The 14,713-nt window shown below is 44.1% G+C and carries 15 protein-coding genes, 1 tRNA gene, 1 pseudogene and 1 other annotated feature; of the genes and pseudogenes, 14 read left to right on the forward strand and 3 right to left on the reverse strand.

The window, feature by feature from the left end; all coding sequences use genetic code 11:
* Nucleotides 1–143: 143 nt before the first annotated feature.
* The 3 genes and pseudogenes from ACE1CC_RS03835 to ACE1CC_RS03845 form a co-directional block, all read left to right on the forward strand.
* Nucleotides 144–335, forward strand: a pseudogene (locus ACE1CC_RS03835) (extracellular solute-binding protein); the annotation flags it as partial.
* Between the two features lie 30 nt (nucleotides 336–365).
* The gene (locus ACE1CC_RS03840) at nucleotides 366–707 is read left to right on the forward strand and encodes a hypothetical protein (RefSeq protein WP_413269148.1); all 342 of its coding nucleotides are present in this window, start codon (nucleotides 366–368) and stop codon (nucleotides 705–707) included.
* Nucleotides 708–811: 104 nt separating this feature from the next.
* On the forward strand, nucleotides 812–1,603 hold the full coding sequence (locus tag ACE1CC_RS03845) for a hypothetical protein (RefSeq protein ID WP_413269149.1): 792 nt from the start codon (nucleotides 812–814) through the stop codon (nucleotides 1,601–1,603).
* 106 nt (nucleotides 1,604–1,709) lie between these two features.
* Here ACE1CC_RS03845 and ACE1CC_RS03850 read toward each other — a convergent pair whose 3' ends face one another.
* Together ACE1CC_RS03850 and ACE1CC_RS03855 are read right to left on the reverse strand one after the other, a co-directional pair.
* Nucleotides 1,710–3,422, reverse strand: coding sequence for an iron uptake porin (locus ACE1CC_RS03850; RefSeq protein WP_413269150.1), 1,713 nt, complete (start codon nucleotides 3,420–3,422; stop codon nucleotides 1,710–1,712).
* Between the two features lie 137 nt (nucleotides 3,423–3,559).
* Nucleotides 3,560–3,787, reverse strand: coding sequence for a hypothetical protein (locus ACE1CC_RS03855; RefSeq protein WP_413269151.1), 228 nt, complete (start codon nucleotides 3,785–3,787; stop codon nucleotides 3,560–3,562).
* Nucleotides 3,788–4,137: 350 nt separating this feature from the next.
* On the opposite strand from ACE1CC_RS03855, the gene ACE1CC_RS03860 reads away from it, so the two are divergent.
* The 11 genes from ACE1CC_RS03860 to rplL all read left to right on the forward strand — a co-directional run bounded on the left by ACE1CC_RS03860 (nucleotide 4,138) and on the right by rplL (nucleotide 13,705).
* Nucleotides 4,138–6,285 carry a PhoX family protein gene (locus ACE1CC_RS03860; RefSeq protein WP_413269152.1) on the forward strand — a complete coding sequence of 716 codons (2,148 nt, stop codon included), beginning with the start codon at nucleotides 4,138–4,140 and terminating at the stop codon, nucleotides 6,283–6,285.
* 56 nt (nucleotides 6,286–6,341) lie between these two features.
* Entirely contained in the window at nucleotides 6,342–6,923 is a 582-nt protein-coding gene (locus ACE1CC_RS03865; protein WP_413269153.1) for a Crp/Fnr family transcriptional regulator, read from the forward strand.
* A gap of 226 nt (nucleotides 6,924–7,149) precedes the next feature.
* A complete protein-coding gene (locus ACE1CC_RS03870) occupies nucleotides 7,150–9,057 on the forward strand; it encodes an iron uptake porin (RefSeq protein WP_413269154.1) in 1,908 nt (635 codons plus the stop codon).
* A gap of 144 nt (nucleotides 9,058–9,201) precedes the next feature.
* A complete protein-coding gene (gene rplS, locus ACE1CC_RS03875; protein WP_413269155.1) occupies nucleotides 9,202–9,567 on the forward strand; it encodes a 50S ribosomal protein L19 in 366 nt (121 codons plus the stop codon).
* 186 nt (nucleotides 9,568–9,753) lie between these two features.
* Nucleotides 9,754–9,826 (forward strand) — tRNA-Trp (locus tag ACE1CC_RS03880).
* Between the two features lie 290 nt (nucleotides 9,827–10,116).
* Nucleotides 10,117–10,344 carry a preprotein translocase subunit SecE gene (gene secE / locus ACE1CC_RS03885; RefSeq protein WP_413269156.1) on the forward strand — a complete coding sequence of 76 codons (228 nt, stop codon included), beginning with the start codon at nucleotides 10,117–10,119 and terminating at the stop codon, nucleotides 10,342–10,344.
* Nucleotides 10,341–10,988 (forward strand): transcription termination/antitermination protein NusG, encoded by a 648-nt coding sequence (gene nusG, locus ACE1CC_RS03890; protein ID WP_459563795.1) that lies wholly within the window; start codon nucleotides 10,341–10,343, stop codon nucleotides 10,986–10,988. Before secE ends, nusG begins: the two co-directional genes overlap by 4 nt.
* A gap of 8 nt (nucleotides 10,989–10,996) precedes the next feature.
* Nucleotides 10,997–11,422 (forward strand): 50S ribosomal protein L11, encoded by a 426-nt coding sequence (rplK, locus tag ACE1CC_RS03895; RefSeq protein WP_413269158.1) that lies wholly within the window; start codon nucleotides 10,997–10,999, stop codon nucleotides 11,420–11,422.
* A 100-nt stretch (nucleotides 11,423–11,522) separates the two neighbouring features.
* On the forward strand, nucleotides 11,523–12,236 hold the full coding sequence (gene rplA / locus ACE1CC_RS03900) for a 50S ribosomal protein L1 (protein WP_413269159.1): 714 nt from the start codon (nucleotides 11,523–11,525) through the stop codon (nucleotides 12,234–12,236).
* A 93-nt stretch (nucleotides 12,237–12,329) separates the two neighbouring features.
* Nucleotides 12,330–12,502 (forward strand) — a sequence feature (ribosomal protein L10 leader region).
* Nucleotides 12,503–12,649: 147 nt separating this feature from the next.
* On the forward strand, nucleotides 12,650–13,204 hold the full coding sequence (gene rplJ / locus ACE1CC_RS03905) for a 50S ribosomal protein L10 (protein WP_413269160.1): 555 nt from the start codon (nucleotides 12,650–12,652) through the stop codon (nucleotides 13,202–13,204).
* A 105-nt stretch (nucleotides 13,205–13,309) separates the two neighbouring features.
* Nucleotides 13,310–13,705 (forward strand): 50S ribosomal protein L7/L12, encoded by a 396-nt coding sequence (rplL, locus tag ACE1CC_RS03910; RefSeq protein ID WP_413269161.1) that lies wholly within the window; start codon nucleotides 13,310–13,312, stop codon nucleotides 13,703–13,705.
* Between the two features lie 170 nt (nucleotides 13,706–13,875).
* Here the strand turns inward: rplL and ACE1CC_RS03915 are convergent, their stop codons facing one another.
* Nucleotides 13,876–14,565, reverse strand: coding sequence for a hypothetical protein (locus ACE1CC_RS03915; protein ID WP_413269162.1), 690 nt, complete (start codon nucleotides 14,563–14,565; stop codon nucleotides 13,876–13,878).
* Between the last annotated feature and the right edge of the window lie 148 nt (nucleotides 14,566–14,713).

A 14,713-nucleotide genomic window follows, 5' to 3' on the forward strand; every position in this document is an offset into this window, starting at 1 on the left:
GAAGTTTGTTAGACTTCCACCATCGCCAAGCTGTTTGGTATGAGATCCCTAAGTGCTTAGCATAGTCTGATAGCTTCATTGTTATATGATACTATGCCTGATTATATTTGTTTATATAATGAGAGAAGTTTTATAATACCAACGCTAAACAATCTAATCAGGTGCGGATGGTGGCGATCGCTCCGGGTCCATCCCACACTCCGGTAATTTACCCGATCGCCATTTTGAAAAACAGCCGCAATTCCAATGCCGCTAAAGCATTTTTGCAATTTCTCAACAGCACTGAGGCAAAAGCCATTTTTCGACAATATCGCTACGAAATACCCGAAAATTAGTCACTTTTACTACTTTTAAGCGAGTTAGCTATGAAAAAGCATCAGCTTCCCCCCGAAGATCTAGCTTCTACACCATCATTTCTAGACCGAAGCTTACTGTTACAACTGGAGGAAGCTGTGAGCAAGCAGTTTTTTGCTAGTTGCGATCGCATCACCCAGACTTTCTTAAATCAGTGTCAATGGATACTTATAACAAACCTCGACATACCAACACTGACGATTACCTGTCCTGATGCCGAAACTTACTGGAACATCATCGGTAATATTGAAAACATTACCCAGTACTTATCGCGAATTATCCATACCAGCAGAATAGAGGTTATTCCCAAAGACGAGGAAAACATCTGCGTTGAAGTCGAAATCAGTGTTTAAATAGTCAAAAAATAAATACCAACCAAGTTGGTATAAAAGTCATCAGTTTATTAATCACCGATCTGGCATTGTGGTTCAGTAAAGCTGAGTTAAAATTTGGTGCTATGTATTACCCCAACTGGTTTAAGACATTGTGGTTGGCTTTGATTTTGGGAGTTCTCTGGAATCCGATGGGAGTTTCTGCCTCTGCCGCTGTGCTGGGTGAAAACCTGATTGCGAATGGGAATGCCGAACAAGGAGGCTGTGATAACGTTGGTAATGCGATCGGAAATGCGATTCCAGCGATTCCCGGTTGGGTTCCCACTGGAAATTTCAGTGTTCTTTGTTACGGAGCAACGGGATTTCAATTCGTTAACCCGTTCGGACAAACAGTGCAGGTGAGTGGCTTACCAGATGCTACGATGCCTGGGCCTAGCGATCGCGGTACAGGCTTGTTTTTTGGTGGAGGCGATCGTGCTTCCTCCAGTGCTTCACAACTCATTGATTTAACCGACTTAGCATCTGTAATCGATGCAGGTCAAGGTTTTTTCGATCTAAGTGCTTGGTTAGGTGGTTACACTACTGACGCTGACAGTCCATCGCTCAATGTGTCATTCCTAAGCGATACCAATCAATCTTTAGGCAATGTCAGCCTAACTGCACCGACTGCGACGGAACGAAATAATCAAACAGGGTTATTTCTCAAATCACTCAATGGCTTTTTACCAGTGGGCACTCGTCAAGCCAGAGTTCAACTTGACATGAATTATGTCAGAGGAAGAGTCAATGACGCTTATGCTGACAACCTTTCATTAGTTGTCAATAAAGTTCCCGATCCTTCGATGGGTGTATTCTCACTTTTAAGTGTGGCTGGAATGTTGTTTTGGCGATCGCGCCGCAGCCATTCTCAACTTTAATAGAACTTACCCAATTGGCCCAATTAGTAGGGTGCGTCAGATGCTCAAACCCTGATGCTGTCGTTCGGATTTATAGTCTGACGCACCCTACAACTTTACCCAATCCTTAGAAAGTAAAAGTAGTCCGTATAGTTCCTACCCAAATCGTATCGTTGCGATCGTTGTGTTCTGGGTTAAGAATCACAAACGCACCAGGAGTGACCGAAATATTGTTACTCAATCTGATGCGATAGAATGCTTCCAAATGGTAGGAAGTATCTCTATCTTCCCGATTTGGTACATTAGCCAAATTTCTGAAAGAGCCATCTAAATCATTTTCGGTAACTTTAGGTGGTACACCAGCCAATAATCCTAAGAAGTTGCCTTTAGCACCCAAATCTGGGAAGCCAAGACTCACAGCATAATTGATTACATCAGCATTGGCTCCCCGGAAACTTCCAGTTTTAGCCTCAGCCATTTGGTAACCAACCCAGCCAGAAAGAAGAAACTGGGGAGTAATTCGCCAGTTTACTTGTCCACCAAAAGAATTTGATTCTGTGGCAACATTACCAAAAGGTCTGATAGCAAAAGCACTTCCTGTGCTACTTGTGAGGTTTACTCGGTTCCCAGGCGCATAGTAACGCACGTAAGTCAAGCCTATATTAAAGTTGCCTTTGGGGAATAGGACTAACTGAGCCAAAGCACCGAATTCACCATCAAACAATCCGTTTTTGTTAGAGGGGTTGTTAGCTCTGGGAGCTAAGTAACCAACATCTAGACCAATTGCCCCAAAGTCTAAGTTAACTACTGCCCCAGCACTACTGGTAGTGTTTACTGTAAAGTAAATCGGGTTGAATCGTCCAAACCGGGAAATTGAGCCAGTACTAGCGCTGTCAAACAGGGGGTGAACAGTGTTAACTGTATCGTTAAACTCACCACTGTTAGCAATTAAGATAACTTTGGCATTCTTACCAATTGGGAAGCGATAGAACAAGTCATCTAGCTCGACGTTATTATTACTGTTACCGTCAACACTCAGACGAGTCATGCTGGTTCCTGTAACACTTCCGTCAAACTGAGTCATGTTACGAGCTTGCAAACGTACTCTCAACAAATCTCTGCCAGTGAAGCTTGCGTCAAAGTTGAGGCGTGCCCGGTAGCCAAGGATGGGGTTGTCTTCTAAGTCTTCAATACTGTTTGCCCTGTCTTTGCCAAAAACGCTAGCCAGACCAAAAATTACTTCGCCTCTAAGCTTGGTGGTGGTAGAAAACTGATTAGCTTCTACTTCTGTGACTCTGGCTTCTAAGGCATCAACACGACCGCGCAGGGTAGCTAGTTCAGCGGCGAATTCTTCTTGTAAGCGGCGCAAACGGTCTAAGTCTTCTCGACTTACACCTTGAGGTAAAGCGGCAATTAATTCTTGAATCCGATCTAAACAGCTGTTTAAACCTGCGGCAAACTCGTAACGAGTCATGGCGCGGTTGCCTCGGAAGGTGCGTTCGCGTAGCGTGCCGTTAGGCGTATCGGGATAACCTTCAATACAACCGTATCTTTCCACCAAAGATTGTAATGCTTGGAATGCCCAGCTGGTTGGGTCTACGTCCCGCAGTTGGGAAACGGAAGTTACTTGATCCAAACCTTCTGTTCCCTGAGTTCCTTCCATGCTTTGCACAGCGGGAGCAGGTTCTTGGCTGTATCGATCGATTTGCTCTAGGGTATTTTTAACAGCTGGCTCATTCCCTATTTCACTATTCTGTGCTACTGCTCCATTTGCAGTGATAATTACGGCACTTAATACGGCAGGACTCAGTTTCAGAGTATGCCAAAGATTTCTGGACATTTGTTTCAATCCTCACACCTAAAATTTGCTTTTCGGAAAGTTTAAATGTTTGACTTAGACCGATCGCCAACCACTCCAATGGGTTTTTACTCTCAACTTGTGCGGCGATCGCTAGACTCAGGCATCCTGGCATCTGGTTAGCCACTCACCTGTACTGTTTGCTCGTTCACATTCACAAATTCAAATCCGGTTGCTCGGTAATAAAGAACACTAAAATTTCCACTGGAAACCCAACCGGGAATCAATGGAATCCTATTTCCGATCGCATTACCAACGCCGTCACATCCTCTTGGTTCGGCATTTCCATTCGCAATCAAGTTTTCACCCAGCACCGCAGCAGTCTTAAACCAGTTGGGGTAATACACAGCACCAAATTTGAACTCAGCTTTACTGAATCACAATGCCAGATCGGGAATTAATAAACTGATGGCTTTTATACCAAAAAAGTTGGTATTTATTTTTTGACTATTTAATTTCAGGATTGATTTAACCGACGAGAGCATCTGTAATCGATGCAGGTCAAGGTTTTTTTGATCTAAGTGCTTGGTTAGGTTTAGGCAGGTTTGAGCAAGAATTATCAAACAGTAGCAACCCCTAAGTCGCTTAACCTGAAGATTACCAAAACCTTACTTGCCCCTAAACTAGGAGAAATATAATAAGGAGCGCAGTTATAATTTTTGCTAGCCCTGCTCATTCAATTAGCTGATTTTTGATTATGAAAGTAAAACGCCGCGACTTCCTGTTATTTTTAGGGGCGGGTGCTGCCACAGTAGCTCTAGGTACATATCTTCTTAAGCAAAAAAAAGGTATTTTGAGTGGCATTGGCTTTCAACCAGTAAAAGGGCCAATGCCTCTGGAAACTCAAGACATTCCAGTAGCACAACAAATAGCAGATTTTAGTAAGTACGAAGTAAAAGATGACTTAGTATTACCCGAAGGTTACACCTACGATATCGTAGGGGCTTGGGGAGATAAAATAGGTGATTCTCGGTTTGGTTATAACAATGATTATTTATCTTTTGTAGAAACAGGTACAGATGAAGGCTATTTGGCAATTAACTTTGAATATATTAGTGCTTTACCTTGGTTTCAAACCTTCGAGAAAGTCATTGGTAAAAACTTACCTAATTCAGAAATTCAAGCTGCTTTGGAAAAAGCCGGAAAAACTGGAATTAATGCTTTTGCTTTACCACCAGAACAGGCAGAATTCAAAGCAAAAATTCAACAAGTTTCGGAAGAAGCTTTAATAGATCTAGGAATGGGGATTATTTCCATTCGGAAAAATGCTGAGGGGAAATGGGAAAGAACTAATTCAGCTGCTGACCGTCGAATTACCGGAATTAGTGGTTTAAAAGATGGTAAATATTTAGATGTTAGTGGTCCTGGTGTGTTTGTTTTTAAGAAAAAAACTGGGCAAGGTTATGTGGATAATTTAGGGGCAAGAATTATTGGGACTTTTGCTAATTGTTCTGGGGGAACAACTCCTTGGGGTACAGTTTTAAGTGCGGAAGAAAACTTTCAAGACCAAGTGGTAGAAGCAGTTTATCCTGATGGTACTTCCTTCGCTCCAGGCGAGAGAAAATTTGTGATTGGTGATGGGCAATTGTCTGGTCTGGGAAATGTACTGGGATTAGCTGGTAACAAATATGGCTGGATTGTGGAAGTCGATCCGGCAAATCCTGAAGATTACGGGATTAAACATACTTGGTTAGGACGCTACAGACATGAAGCGGTGGGAGTTAGAGCGGAAGCGGGTAAAAGAGTGGCGTTTTATTCGGGGTGCGATCGCAGAGGCGGACACCTGTATAAATTCGTCAGCACAGGCAAAGTCCAAGACCCCAAAGACAAAGCCAACTCCAACCTCCTGCGCTACGGAATGCTCTACGCCGCCCAAATTAACCCCGACGGCACAGGCAAATGGATACCCCTACAACCAAGTACTCCCGTAAACCCCGTTTTGCCCAGCAACTTAGTTGATAATCTCGTACCCCTACCCAAACGTCCCGCAGGCGGCATCTACGAAGCCAAAACAGACGCAGAAATAGCCGATTTTCAACAAACTTTCAAAACCTTGGGCGACCTCTACACTGGCACTCCAGAGGAAAAACAAGGCGCAATTCTTATAGATGCTCACTTTGCCGCTAACGCCGCTGGTGCCACCTGTACCGCCCGTCCCGAAGACACGGAAATTGCCCCCGATGGTTCTTTATACATTACATTTACCTCTGGAGTTCCCGGTGGAGATGGAGCACCAGACAAACGGATTTTTCAAGGGCCAAACGGCGAAACTCCTTGGGAATATGGTTGGATAATGCACTTAATTGAAGATGAAAATCAACCAGATGCTTTAACTTTTGGGTGGAAAATGTTAGCTGTAGGCGGAGAACCAATAGCAGGTGGCGCAGGCTTTTCTAACCCAGACAATATATTGATTGACAACAATCAAAATGTTTGGATGGTAACAGATATGTCTAGCGGAAAACACAATAATCCTAAAAGTAAAGATCGGGTTGGTTGCTTTGGCAATAATTCGATTTGGTTCATTCCCACCACTGGCGATAATGCTGGAAATGCTTATTTGTTCGGAATGGGACCGATGGAATGTGAAACTACAGGGCCATTTTTCACTCAAGACCAACAAACATTATTTCTGGCAGTACAACATCCGGGAGAAGTATACGGAACTAGACAAAATTCCGCTGCTGACACTCACAAATTTACTATGCACGCAACCAATGGGGAAAAATTCAGCCAAACTCGTAATATTCCCATTGGTTCTAATTGGCCTGGAAAAGCTGCCAACGACCCGCCAAAACCTGCGGTAGTTGCCATCCGTCGCTTAGATGGTCAACCGATTACTTAGCGGGTAATTAGCCGATCGATATCATCAACCAAGTATCCCTTACCACCCCAAAATCTATGTTAATTTCTGTGCCTACATCTGTAAATTCTACTCCTCTCAAACAGCTAACATTTAGCCGTTATGACCTATTAACATTACAGTCTGATATTTTGTGGAAAATCGAACGGGGAGTTGTTCGTACTTTAACTTGGAGTGAAGACGGCAAACCAATTATTTTAGGATTTTGGGGTGCAGGAGATATTGTCGGGAAACCTCTGACTAACCTGGAACCTTATCAAATAGAATGTTTAACTAGTGTTGAGGTAAATCTGCTACCAAGCAATATCTGGTATCAATTTATCGATGCGGCGATCGCTCATATTAGACTCAGCGAAGAATTGCTAAATATAGTTCATTGTAGACCTGTTCCTTCCCGTTTATTACAACTACTAGATTGGTTGGCGCGAAAATTCGGTCGCGATGTGGAACAAGGAAAACTAATAGAGATACCTTTGACCCATCAAGCTCTTTCCGAAGCAATTTGTACTACTAGAGTAACTGTAACTAGACTTCTGAAACAATTTGAAGAAGAAGAAATTTTAAAGCGTCATGGTCGTTATTTGGTTTTGTGCCAACCTGTACAGAAGTTGAAATCTTAAACTCGGAATAGATTATTGAGGTAGTAGGAGGATAATCCTCATTTGTGCTAACTTAAGTACTGGTAATATATGCCACTTATTTTAGTTATACATTGTTGATGCAGTAAGGTGTAATGTGTAGCTAAAATTAAGATTAAAAATCAAGTGGAAACAGTTGGCGATCGGTTGAAGTCAAAAAATATGGCGACTCTCCGAAAAGCAAAATCTAGGTGTGAGGATAGCAAAAATGTCAAGAACCCTTTGGCACACTCTTAAACTGAGTCCTGCCGTATTAAGTGCCGTAATTATTGCAGCGAATGGCGCAATAGCAGCAGAAAATTCAGCAAAACCACTGTTGAAAGACAATACGGCTGTGACTGACTCGCCTGTTGGAACCGCTGCAAATCAATTAAATACAGAACTAGCTGCCTTACCATTATCTGAAGTTAGCTCCGATTCGCCAAACCAGCAGCAAGTAGCACAGAACACAGAACTCCAAAATGAGCCAGCAGTTAACAATACGCTAGAGCAAATCAACCGATACAGCCAAGAACCTGTTTCCCCTGTCCAAAGCAGTCAAGGAACTCAGGGAACAGAAAGTTTAGACCAAGTAACTTCTGTTTCCCAACTGCGGGACGTACAACCAACAGATTGGGCATTCCAAGCATTACAATCCTTGGTGGAAAGATACGGTTGTATTGAAGGTTATCCCGATCGCACCTACCGAGGCAACCGCGCCATGACTCGTTACGAGTTTGCCGCAGGTTTAAACAGCTGTTTAGATCGGATTCAAGAATTAATTGCCGCTTTACCTCAAGGTGTAGGCAGAGAAGACTTAGACCGTTTGCGCCGTTTACAAGAAGAGTTCGCCGCTGAACTAGCTACCCTGCGTGGTCGAGTCGATGCTTTAGAAGCCAGAGTCACAGAAGTAGAAGCTAATCAGTTTTCCACTATAACCAAACTCAGAGGCGAAGTAATCTTCGGTGTTTCTAGTGTCTTTGGTGATGAAAAGGCAATTTCTTCTAGTGTCAGACGTACCACTGCTAATACTAGAGATTTAGAAGACAACCCCATCTTTGGCTATCGGGCACGCCTCAACTTTGACACAAGCTTCTCAGGCAGAGATTTGTTGAGAGTACGTTTGCAAGCTCGTAACATTACTGAGTTTAGTGGGAATCCTGCTACAACACTTACAGGAGCTACAGCATTAAGTACAGGAGTAACAGGAACCAACATGACTCGTCTGAGTGTTGACGGTAACAGTAATAATAGCGTCGAACTAGATGACCTTTACTATCGCTTCCCAATAGGTAAGAATGCCAGAGTTTGGTTAATTGCTAACAGTGGTGAGTTTAACGATTTAGTTAACACTGTTCACCCCCTGTTTGACAGCAGTAGCACTGGCTCTATCTCCCGCTTTGGACGATTCAACCCGATATACCAGATCGTAAACACTAGCAGTAGTGCTGGGGCATTAATTAACTTAGACTTTGGGGCAATTGGTCTAGATGTCGGTTACTTGGCTCCCAGAGCTAACAACCCCTCTAACAAAAATGGGTTGTATGATGGGGAATTCGGTGCATTGGCACAGTTAGTTCTATTCCCCAAAGGCAACTTTAATATAGGCTTGACTTACGTCCGCTACTATGCACCTGGGAACAGAGTAAACGTTACGGGTAGCACAGGAAGTAGTTTTGCTCAAAGACCTTTTGGTGCTGTTGCCACAGAGTCAAATTCTTTTGGTGGACAAGTAAACTGGCGAATTGCTCCCCAGTTTCTCATTTCCGGCTGGGTTGGTTACCAAATGGCTGAGGCTAAAACTGGAAATTTCCGGGGAGCCAATGCTGATGTGATCAACTACGCTGTGAGTTTTGGTTTCCCAGATTTAGGTGCTAAAGGTAACTTCTTAGGGTTACTAGCTGGTGTACCTCCTAAAGTGACTAGTAGCGACTTAGATGGTGACTTTTATAGAGGAAGAAGAACGGAAGACCGGAAAGATGACGATACTTCCTATCATTTGGAAGCATTCTATCGCATCAGAGTCAGCAACAATATTTCGGTTACTCCCGGTGCGTTTGTGATTCTCAACCCAGAACACAACGATCGCAACGATACCATTTGGGTAGGCACTATTCGGACTACCTTCACTTTCTAAGGGCCGAGCCAAAAATTAAAGAACTATTGTAGAGACGTTGTATACAACGTCTCTACAGTGTTTTGTGGAGATTTCATGATTGCCGATTGACCAAAAAGTAGGAATCGAGGTAGGATAATAAATTGTGTGTTTATTTGAAAGGCTATGCACGCGCAAGAAATTATCCGATCGATAGAAGAGTCATATTTGAAAAAGGATCTGCCGCAAATCTATGTCGGCGATACGATCAAAGTTGGCGTAGTGATTCAAGAAGGCGGCAAAGAAAGGACACAGCCTTATGAAGGTGTAGTGATTGCCAAGCGTAATGGTGGAATCAATGAAACCATTACAGTCCGCCGAGTTTTCCAAAATGTGGGTGTAGAACGGGTGTTTTTACTCCATTCTCCCCGGATTTCCAGCATTAAGATTATCCGTCGCGGTGACGTGCGTCGGGCTAAATTGTATTATCTGCGCGATCGCGTTGGTAAAGCAACTCGCCTGAAACAACGTTTCGATCGCCCCACTACTTAAGAGATGGGGGGATGGGGAGATGGGGGATGAGGAGATGGGGAGAAGGGGAGAGTTTTTTGCGATCGCCTTTAACTACACTCCAAAAGTTGAGGAGGTAATTTGCGAAAAATTTATAGCAAACCAACTCATTTTGCGCTAGACTAAGATAATGCAATGGCGAAACATCCAAAGCAGACTCACAAGTAAGCGCTCTTAGTTCAGTTGGTAGAACGCAGGTCTCCAAAACCTGATGTCGGGGGTTCGAGTCCTCCAGGGCGCGTAGTTAACCCAGATTATATAGAAGCGTCTGGGTTTTTTATTGTGAGTAGCCCGGATAAGTCAGCCAGGATTAGCGGAAAATTCCCGAAAATGTGCCTAATTTCTCCCCGATTCTGGAAAATACAGAGCTATGGTGATTCAGGCAAACACAATATAAAATGGTAGTTTGAGTGGTCAGTGAGGAATAGCATTCTTAAGAAAATGCACAAAACTCAGAAATGATGATTTTAGGAGTTTTGGCATAGTTTAAGAAGTCTGTAAATCAAAAGAAAAACGGGGGAAAGAAGGAACGTGGCGAAAAAAGGTGAAGCAGAAACTACTGAAGAAAAACAGGCTGGGTTTAGCGCCGTCAAGTTTTTACAAGGAACTAAAGAAGAACTAGATAAAGTAGTCTGGCCTAGTAGACAGCAGTTGATCAGCGAATCCGCTGCGGTCATTTTAATGGTGATTCTCTCGGCACTTTTGATTTATCTAGTAGACAACTTTTTTGGTTGGGGATCGGCGAAGGTGTTCGGATGAGTTTTATGACAGATGAACCAGACGATCGCGAGCAACGAGAAGCACAATCAGACGCAGGATTATCCGAAGAAGACTTTCATCAAGGGCTTCGGTGGTATGCTGTGCAGGTAGCTTCTGGCTGTGAAAAGCGTGTCAAAACCAACCTGGAACAGCGCATCGAAACATTGGATGTGGCTGATCGAATTTTTCAAATAGAAATTCCTCAGACACCTGCTGTCAAAATTCGGAAAGATGGCAGCAGACAGCACAGCGAAGAAAAAGTCTTCCCCGGCTATGTGCTAGTGCAAATGATCATGGATGATGAAAGCTGGCAGGTTGTCAAAAACACACCAAATGTGATTAACTTTGTCGGGGCAGAACAAAAACGCCGCTATGGAAGGGGTAGAGGTCACGTTAAACCACTACCACTCAGCCATAATGAAGTCGAAAGAATCTTCAAGCAAGCACGCGAACAAGAGCCTGTCGTGAAAATCGATATGGCTGTGGGAGACAGAATCATCGTCCTTTCTGGGCCTTTCAAAGACTTTGAAGGTGAGGTGATTGAAGTCAGTCCTGAGCGTAGCAAGCTTAAAGCATTACTATCGATCTTCGGGCGGGATACGCCTGTGGAATTGGAATTTAATCAGGTTCAAAAACAAAGCTAACGAAATAGATGGCGAAAAAAGTTGTAGCAATGATCAAGTTGGCCTTGAATGCAGGCAAGGCCAATCCAGCCCCTCCTGTAGGCCCAGCACTGGGTCAGCATGGGGTAAATATTATGGCGTTTTGCAAAGAGTATAACGCCAGAACTGCCGATCAAGCTGGGATGGTAATCCCGGTGGAAATTTCGGTTTATGAGGATCGCAGTTTTACCTTTGTGTTGAAAACTCCTCCAGCTTCGGTTTTAATTACTAAAGCAGCCGGAGTAGCGAAAGGTTCAGATCAACCTAATCGGAAGAAAGTTGGCTCCATTAGTAGAGCGCAACTGCGAGAAATTGCCCAAACTAAATTGCCTGACCTGAATGCGAATGACATTGATGCAGCAATGAATATTGTGGAAGGTACAGCCCGGAATATGGGTATTACCGTTACAGATTAGGGACTGGCTGCGAAATTCCGATTAGCCAAGAGACAAATTTTTTGTTAACTATATCGGGGGAGAAGGAAGACTTCGTGAGTTACCCCAGGAGAGAAAGAAGGTGAAAAAAGTATCGCGCAGACTTCAAGAACTGCGGAAAAAAGTTGAAGAAAGACCTTATCAGCCGTTGGAAGCGCTGAATCTGTTAAAAGAGACAGCAACGGCAAAGTTTCCAGAGTCAGCAGAAGCTCATATTCGCTTGGGTATTGACCCAAAGTATGCTGACCAACAATTGCGGACAACTGTGGTGTTGCCGAAAGGAACTGGTCAAACGGTGCGGGTAGCTGTGATTGCTCGTGGGGAAAAGGTGACGGAAGCGAGTAATGCAGGTGCGGATGTTGTGGGCTCGGAGGAGTTGATCGACGAAATCCAAAAAGGCAGAATGGATTTTGATAAGCTAATCGCTACTCCCGATGTGATGCCGCAGGTGGCTAAGTTGGGTAAGTTGCTTGGCCCTCGTGGTTTGATGCCGTCGCCCAAAGGTGGTACAGTAACTTTTGATCTAGCAGCTGCGATCGCAGAGTTCAAAGCTGGTAAACTAGAATTTCGTGCCGATCGAACTGGGATTGTTCATATCCTGTTTGGCAAAGCAACTTTCAGTGCCCAAGATTTGCTGGTGAATTTGAAGGCGTTACAAGAGACGATCGATCGTAACCGTCCTTCAGGTGCCAAAGGTCGTTATTGGCGGACTGTATACGTATCTTCTACAATGGGGCCATCCATTGAAGTGGACATTAGCGCCCTACGGGATTTAAAAATGACTGAAGCAGCTTAATTGGTCGTTGGTCATTGGTCTTATGTGATTGGTAAGTTTTCGATTTACCCATTACTAAAGACAAAGAACAAATGACCAATGACATAAGACCAAAAAACTAAATAGGTACAGCCAATGACAGCAGGTGCTTTATGGCTTAATTTCCTGCCGAGGTGAACGCCTTCTAGCTTTTCTGTTTGCTACAGATTGATTGATAAAGTGGCAAATTTCAGGAAAATGTGTTAAGCGTGACCCCGGCTGAGTAGCTGGGGTTTTTAAGTTGCTGAGGATATTTAACTGAGATCTTCCAGCAGTGGAGGTAGAACCTCCAAAACCCTCGTTCCCGGGTTCAACCGGGCAACGAGAAACTCCAGGCTCCGCCTTACTGAGTGCAAGATCTGAGTTTAAACCGGGATAAGGAGGTGAAAGGATAAATGGGTAGAACAAAAGAAAGTAAAGATGCGATTATCACTGAACTCAAGGAAAGTTTGAGTGAATCTCAGTTGGCGCTTGTCATCGACTACCAAGGGCTATCCGTTGGGGAAATTACCGATTTGCGGCGGCGCTTGCGTCCCAAAGGTGCTAGTTGCAAGGTGACAAAAAACACCTTGATGGGCATTGCGGTTGATGGTGATACCAAGTGGCAACCGTTAGAGGAATTCCTGAAGGGTTCCTCGGCGTTCTTGCTGGTGAAAGATGACCTGGGTGGCGCAATCAAAGCTTACCAAGACTTCCAAAAGGCAACCAAGAAGACAGCACTTCGCGGTGGTGTGATGGATGGTAAAGCTTTGAGCGAGGCTGATGTTAAGGCGATCGCAGATTTGCCATCCAAGGAACAACTGATGGCACAAATTGCTGGTGCTTTAAATGCTGTGACCGCAAAAATTGCGATCGGAATCAACGAAGTTCCTGCTTCTGTTGCGCGTGGTTTACAAGCTTACGCCGACAAAGACAAAGAAAGCAATGGTGCTTCGGGCGAAGCAGCTTAGTTATTCGTGATTTGTCATTAGTTTGGAGTTATTCATCTCACCAATGACAAATGACAAATGACTAACAATCAATGACCAAATTTAGTTAATTTTTAGGAGTTTACAATGTCTGCTGCAACCGATGAAATTTTGGAAAAACTAAAAGGCTTGACACTGTTAGAAGCTGCGGAATTAGTTAAGCAAATTGAAGAAGCTTTTGGTGTTAGTGCTGCTGCTCCTGTAGGTGGCATGATGGTGGCGGCTGTTCCTGGTGCTGGTCCTGCTGCTGCTGAACCAGAGGAAGTACAAACCGAATTTACTGTGACTTTGGAAGAAGTTCCAGCTGATAAGAAGATTGCGGTTCTGAAAGTAGTTCGTGCTATCACTGGCTTAGGTTTGAAAGAAGCTAAAGATTTAGTAGAAGCTACTCCCAAAGCGATTAAGGAAAACATCAAGAAAGAAGAAGCTGAAGACATCAAGAAGCAATTGGAAGAATCTGGCGGTAAGGTTTCTATCAAGTAATCTTGTAATTTTCAGCTTTCTATCATCTGAGTCCCATTGGGACTCTTTTTTTATCAGGCTACTAGTCTAAGAGGCAGAGCCTCAATTTTTCGTTCCCAGGTTCTACCTGGGAACGAGACAACCTGGGAACGAGACAAGGAGGTTCTACCTCCGCTCCTCTGCTCCTTTGCTCATTTCAAATCGGCATCCCAAATCGCAATATAAATTTGATCTTTCTCATCCCGTGTAATTTCGCCTTTCAAAGAACCACTGGTAAAACTTTGCCTCCTCGACTGTCGTTGATAGACTCTTTCGAGTTTCCGGTTAATATCTTCCCCAACGCTACCTAAGAGCAAATCATCCACTGTTTTTTGAATTACCTGAAGGTCTACTGATTGGTTAAAGGCGATTTCCGTTTCGCGAATCACCCGACTTTCGGGATCGTATAAGTAACCCAAGCTGACTTGACCTGGTAAATAATCGGTATAGCTGACGGCGCGAGTCTTCCATTGTCCTCTTGTATCGAAAGTTGGTTTACCCAAAGCTTGTTTAACAGCACTAATCGGCGTACCAACGGGAAAAGTGGGAATGTTCTGCTGTCCCTGTGTGGGAGTGCTGATTGCTGCTTGTGGTTCGGTTTGGGTTGGTGTTGGGGAAGGCGTTTCCGTAGCTTCTGGAGTTGGTGTGGTTTCAGGTGAAAAGGTCGGGGAAGGTGAAGGCGAGGGCGAGAATACTGGCGGTTCTGGGGTACGAGTTGGCACTGGTGAGGGAGAGGGCGAGAATGCTGGCGGTTCCGGGGTGTTAGTCGGCACTGGTGAGGGAGAGGGCGAGAATACTAGCGGTTCTGGGGTACGAGTCGGCAATGATAAGGGTGTTTCCAATCTTGTTCTGCTCTGAAAAACCTATCCAAACCTAACTAAACTTGTTAATTTGATGTGGTGTTTTCTTCCTGCTTCAACCAAGGGTGTCGGCACCAACTTGTCCACAGGCGTTAAGTTCAGGTCGAGCCGACCTTACTTTTTCAGGTGG

This window comes from Floridaenema aerugineum BLCC-F46 (genome assembly GCF_041929345.1).
GTDB lineage: Bacteria > Cyanobacteriota > Cyanobacteriia > Cyanobacteriales > Aerosakkonemataceae > Floridanema > Floridanema aerugineum.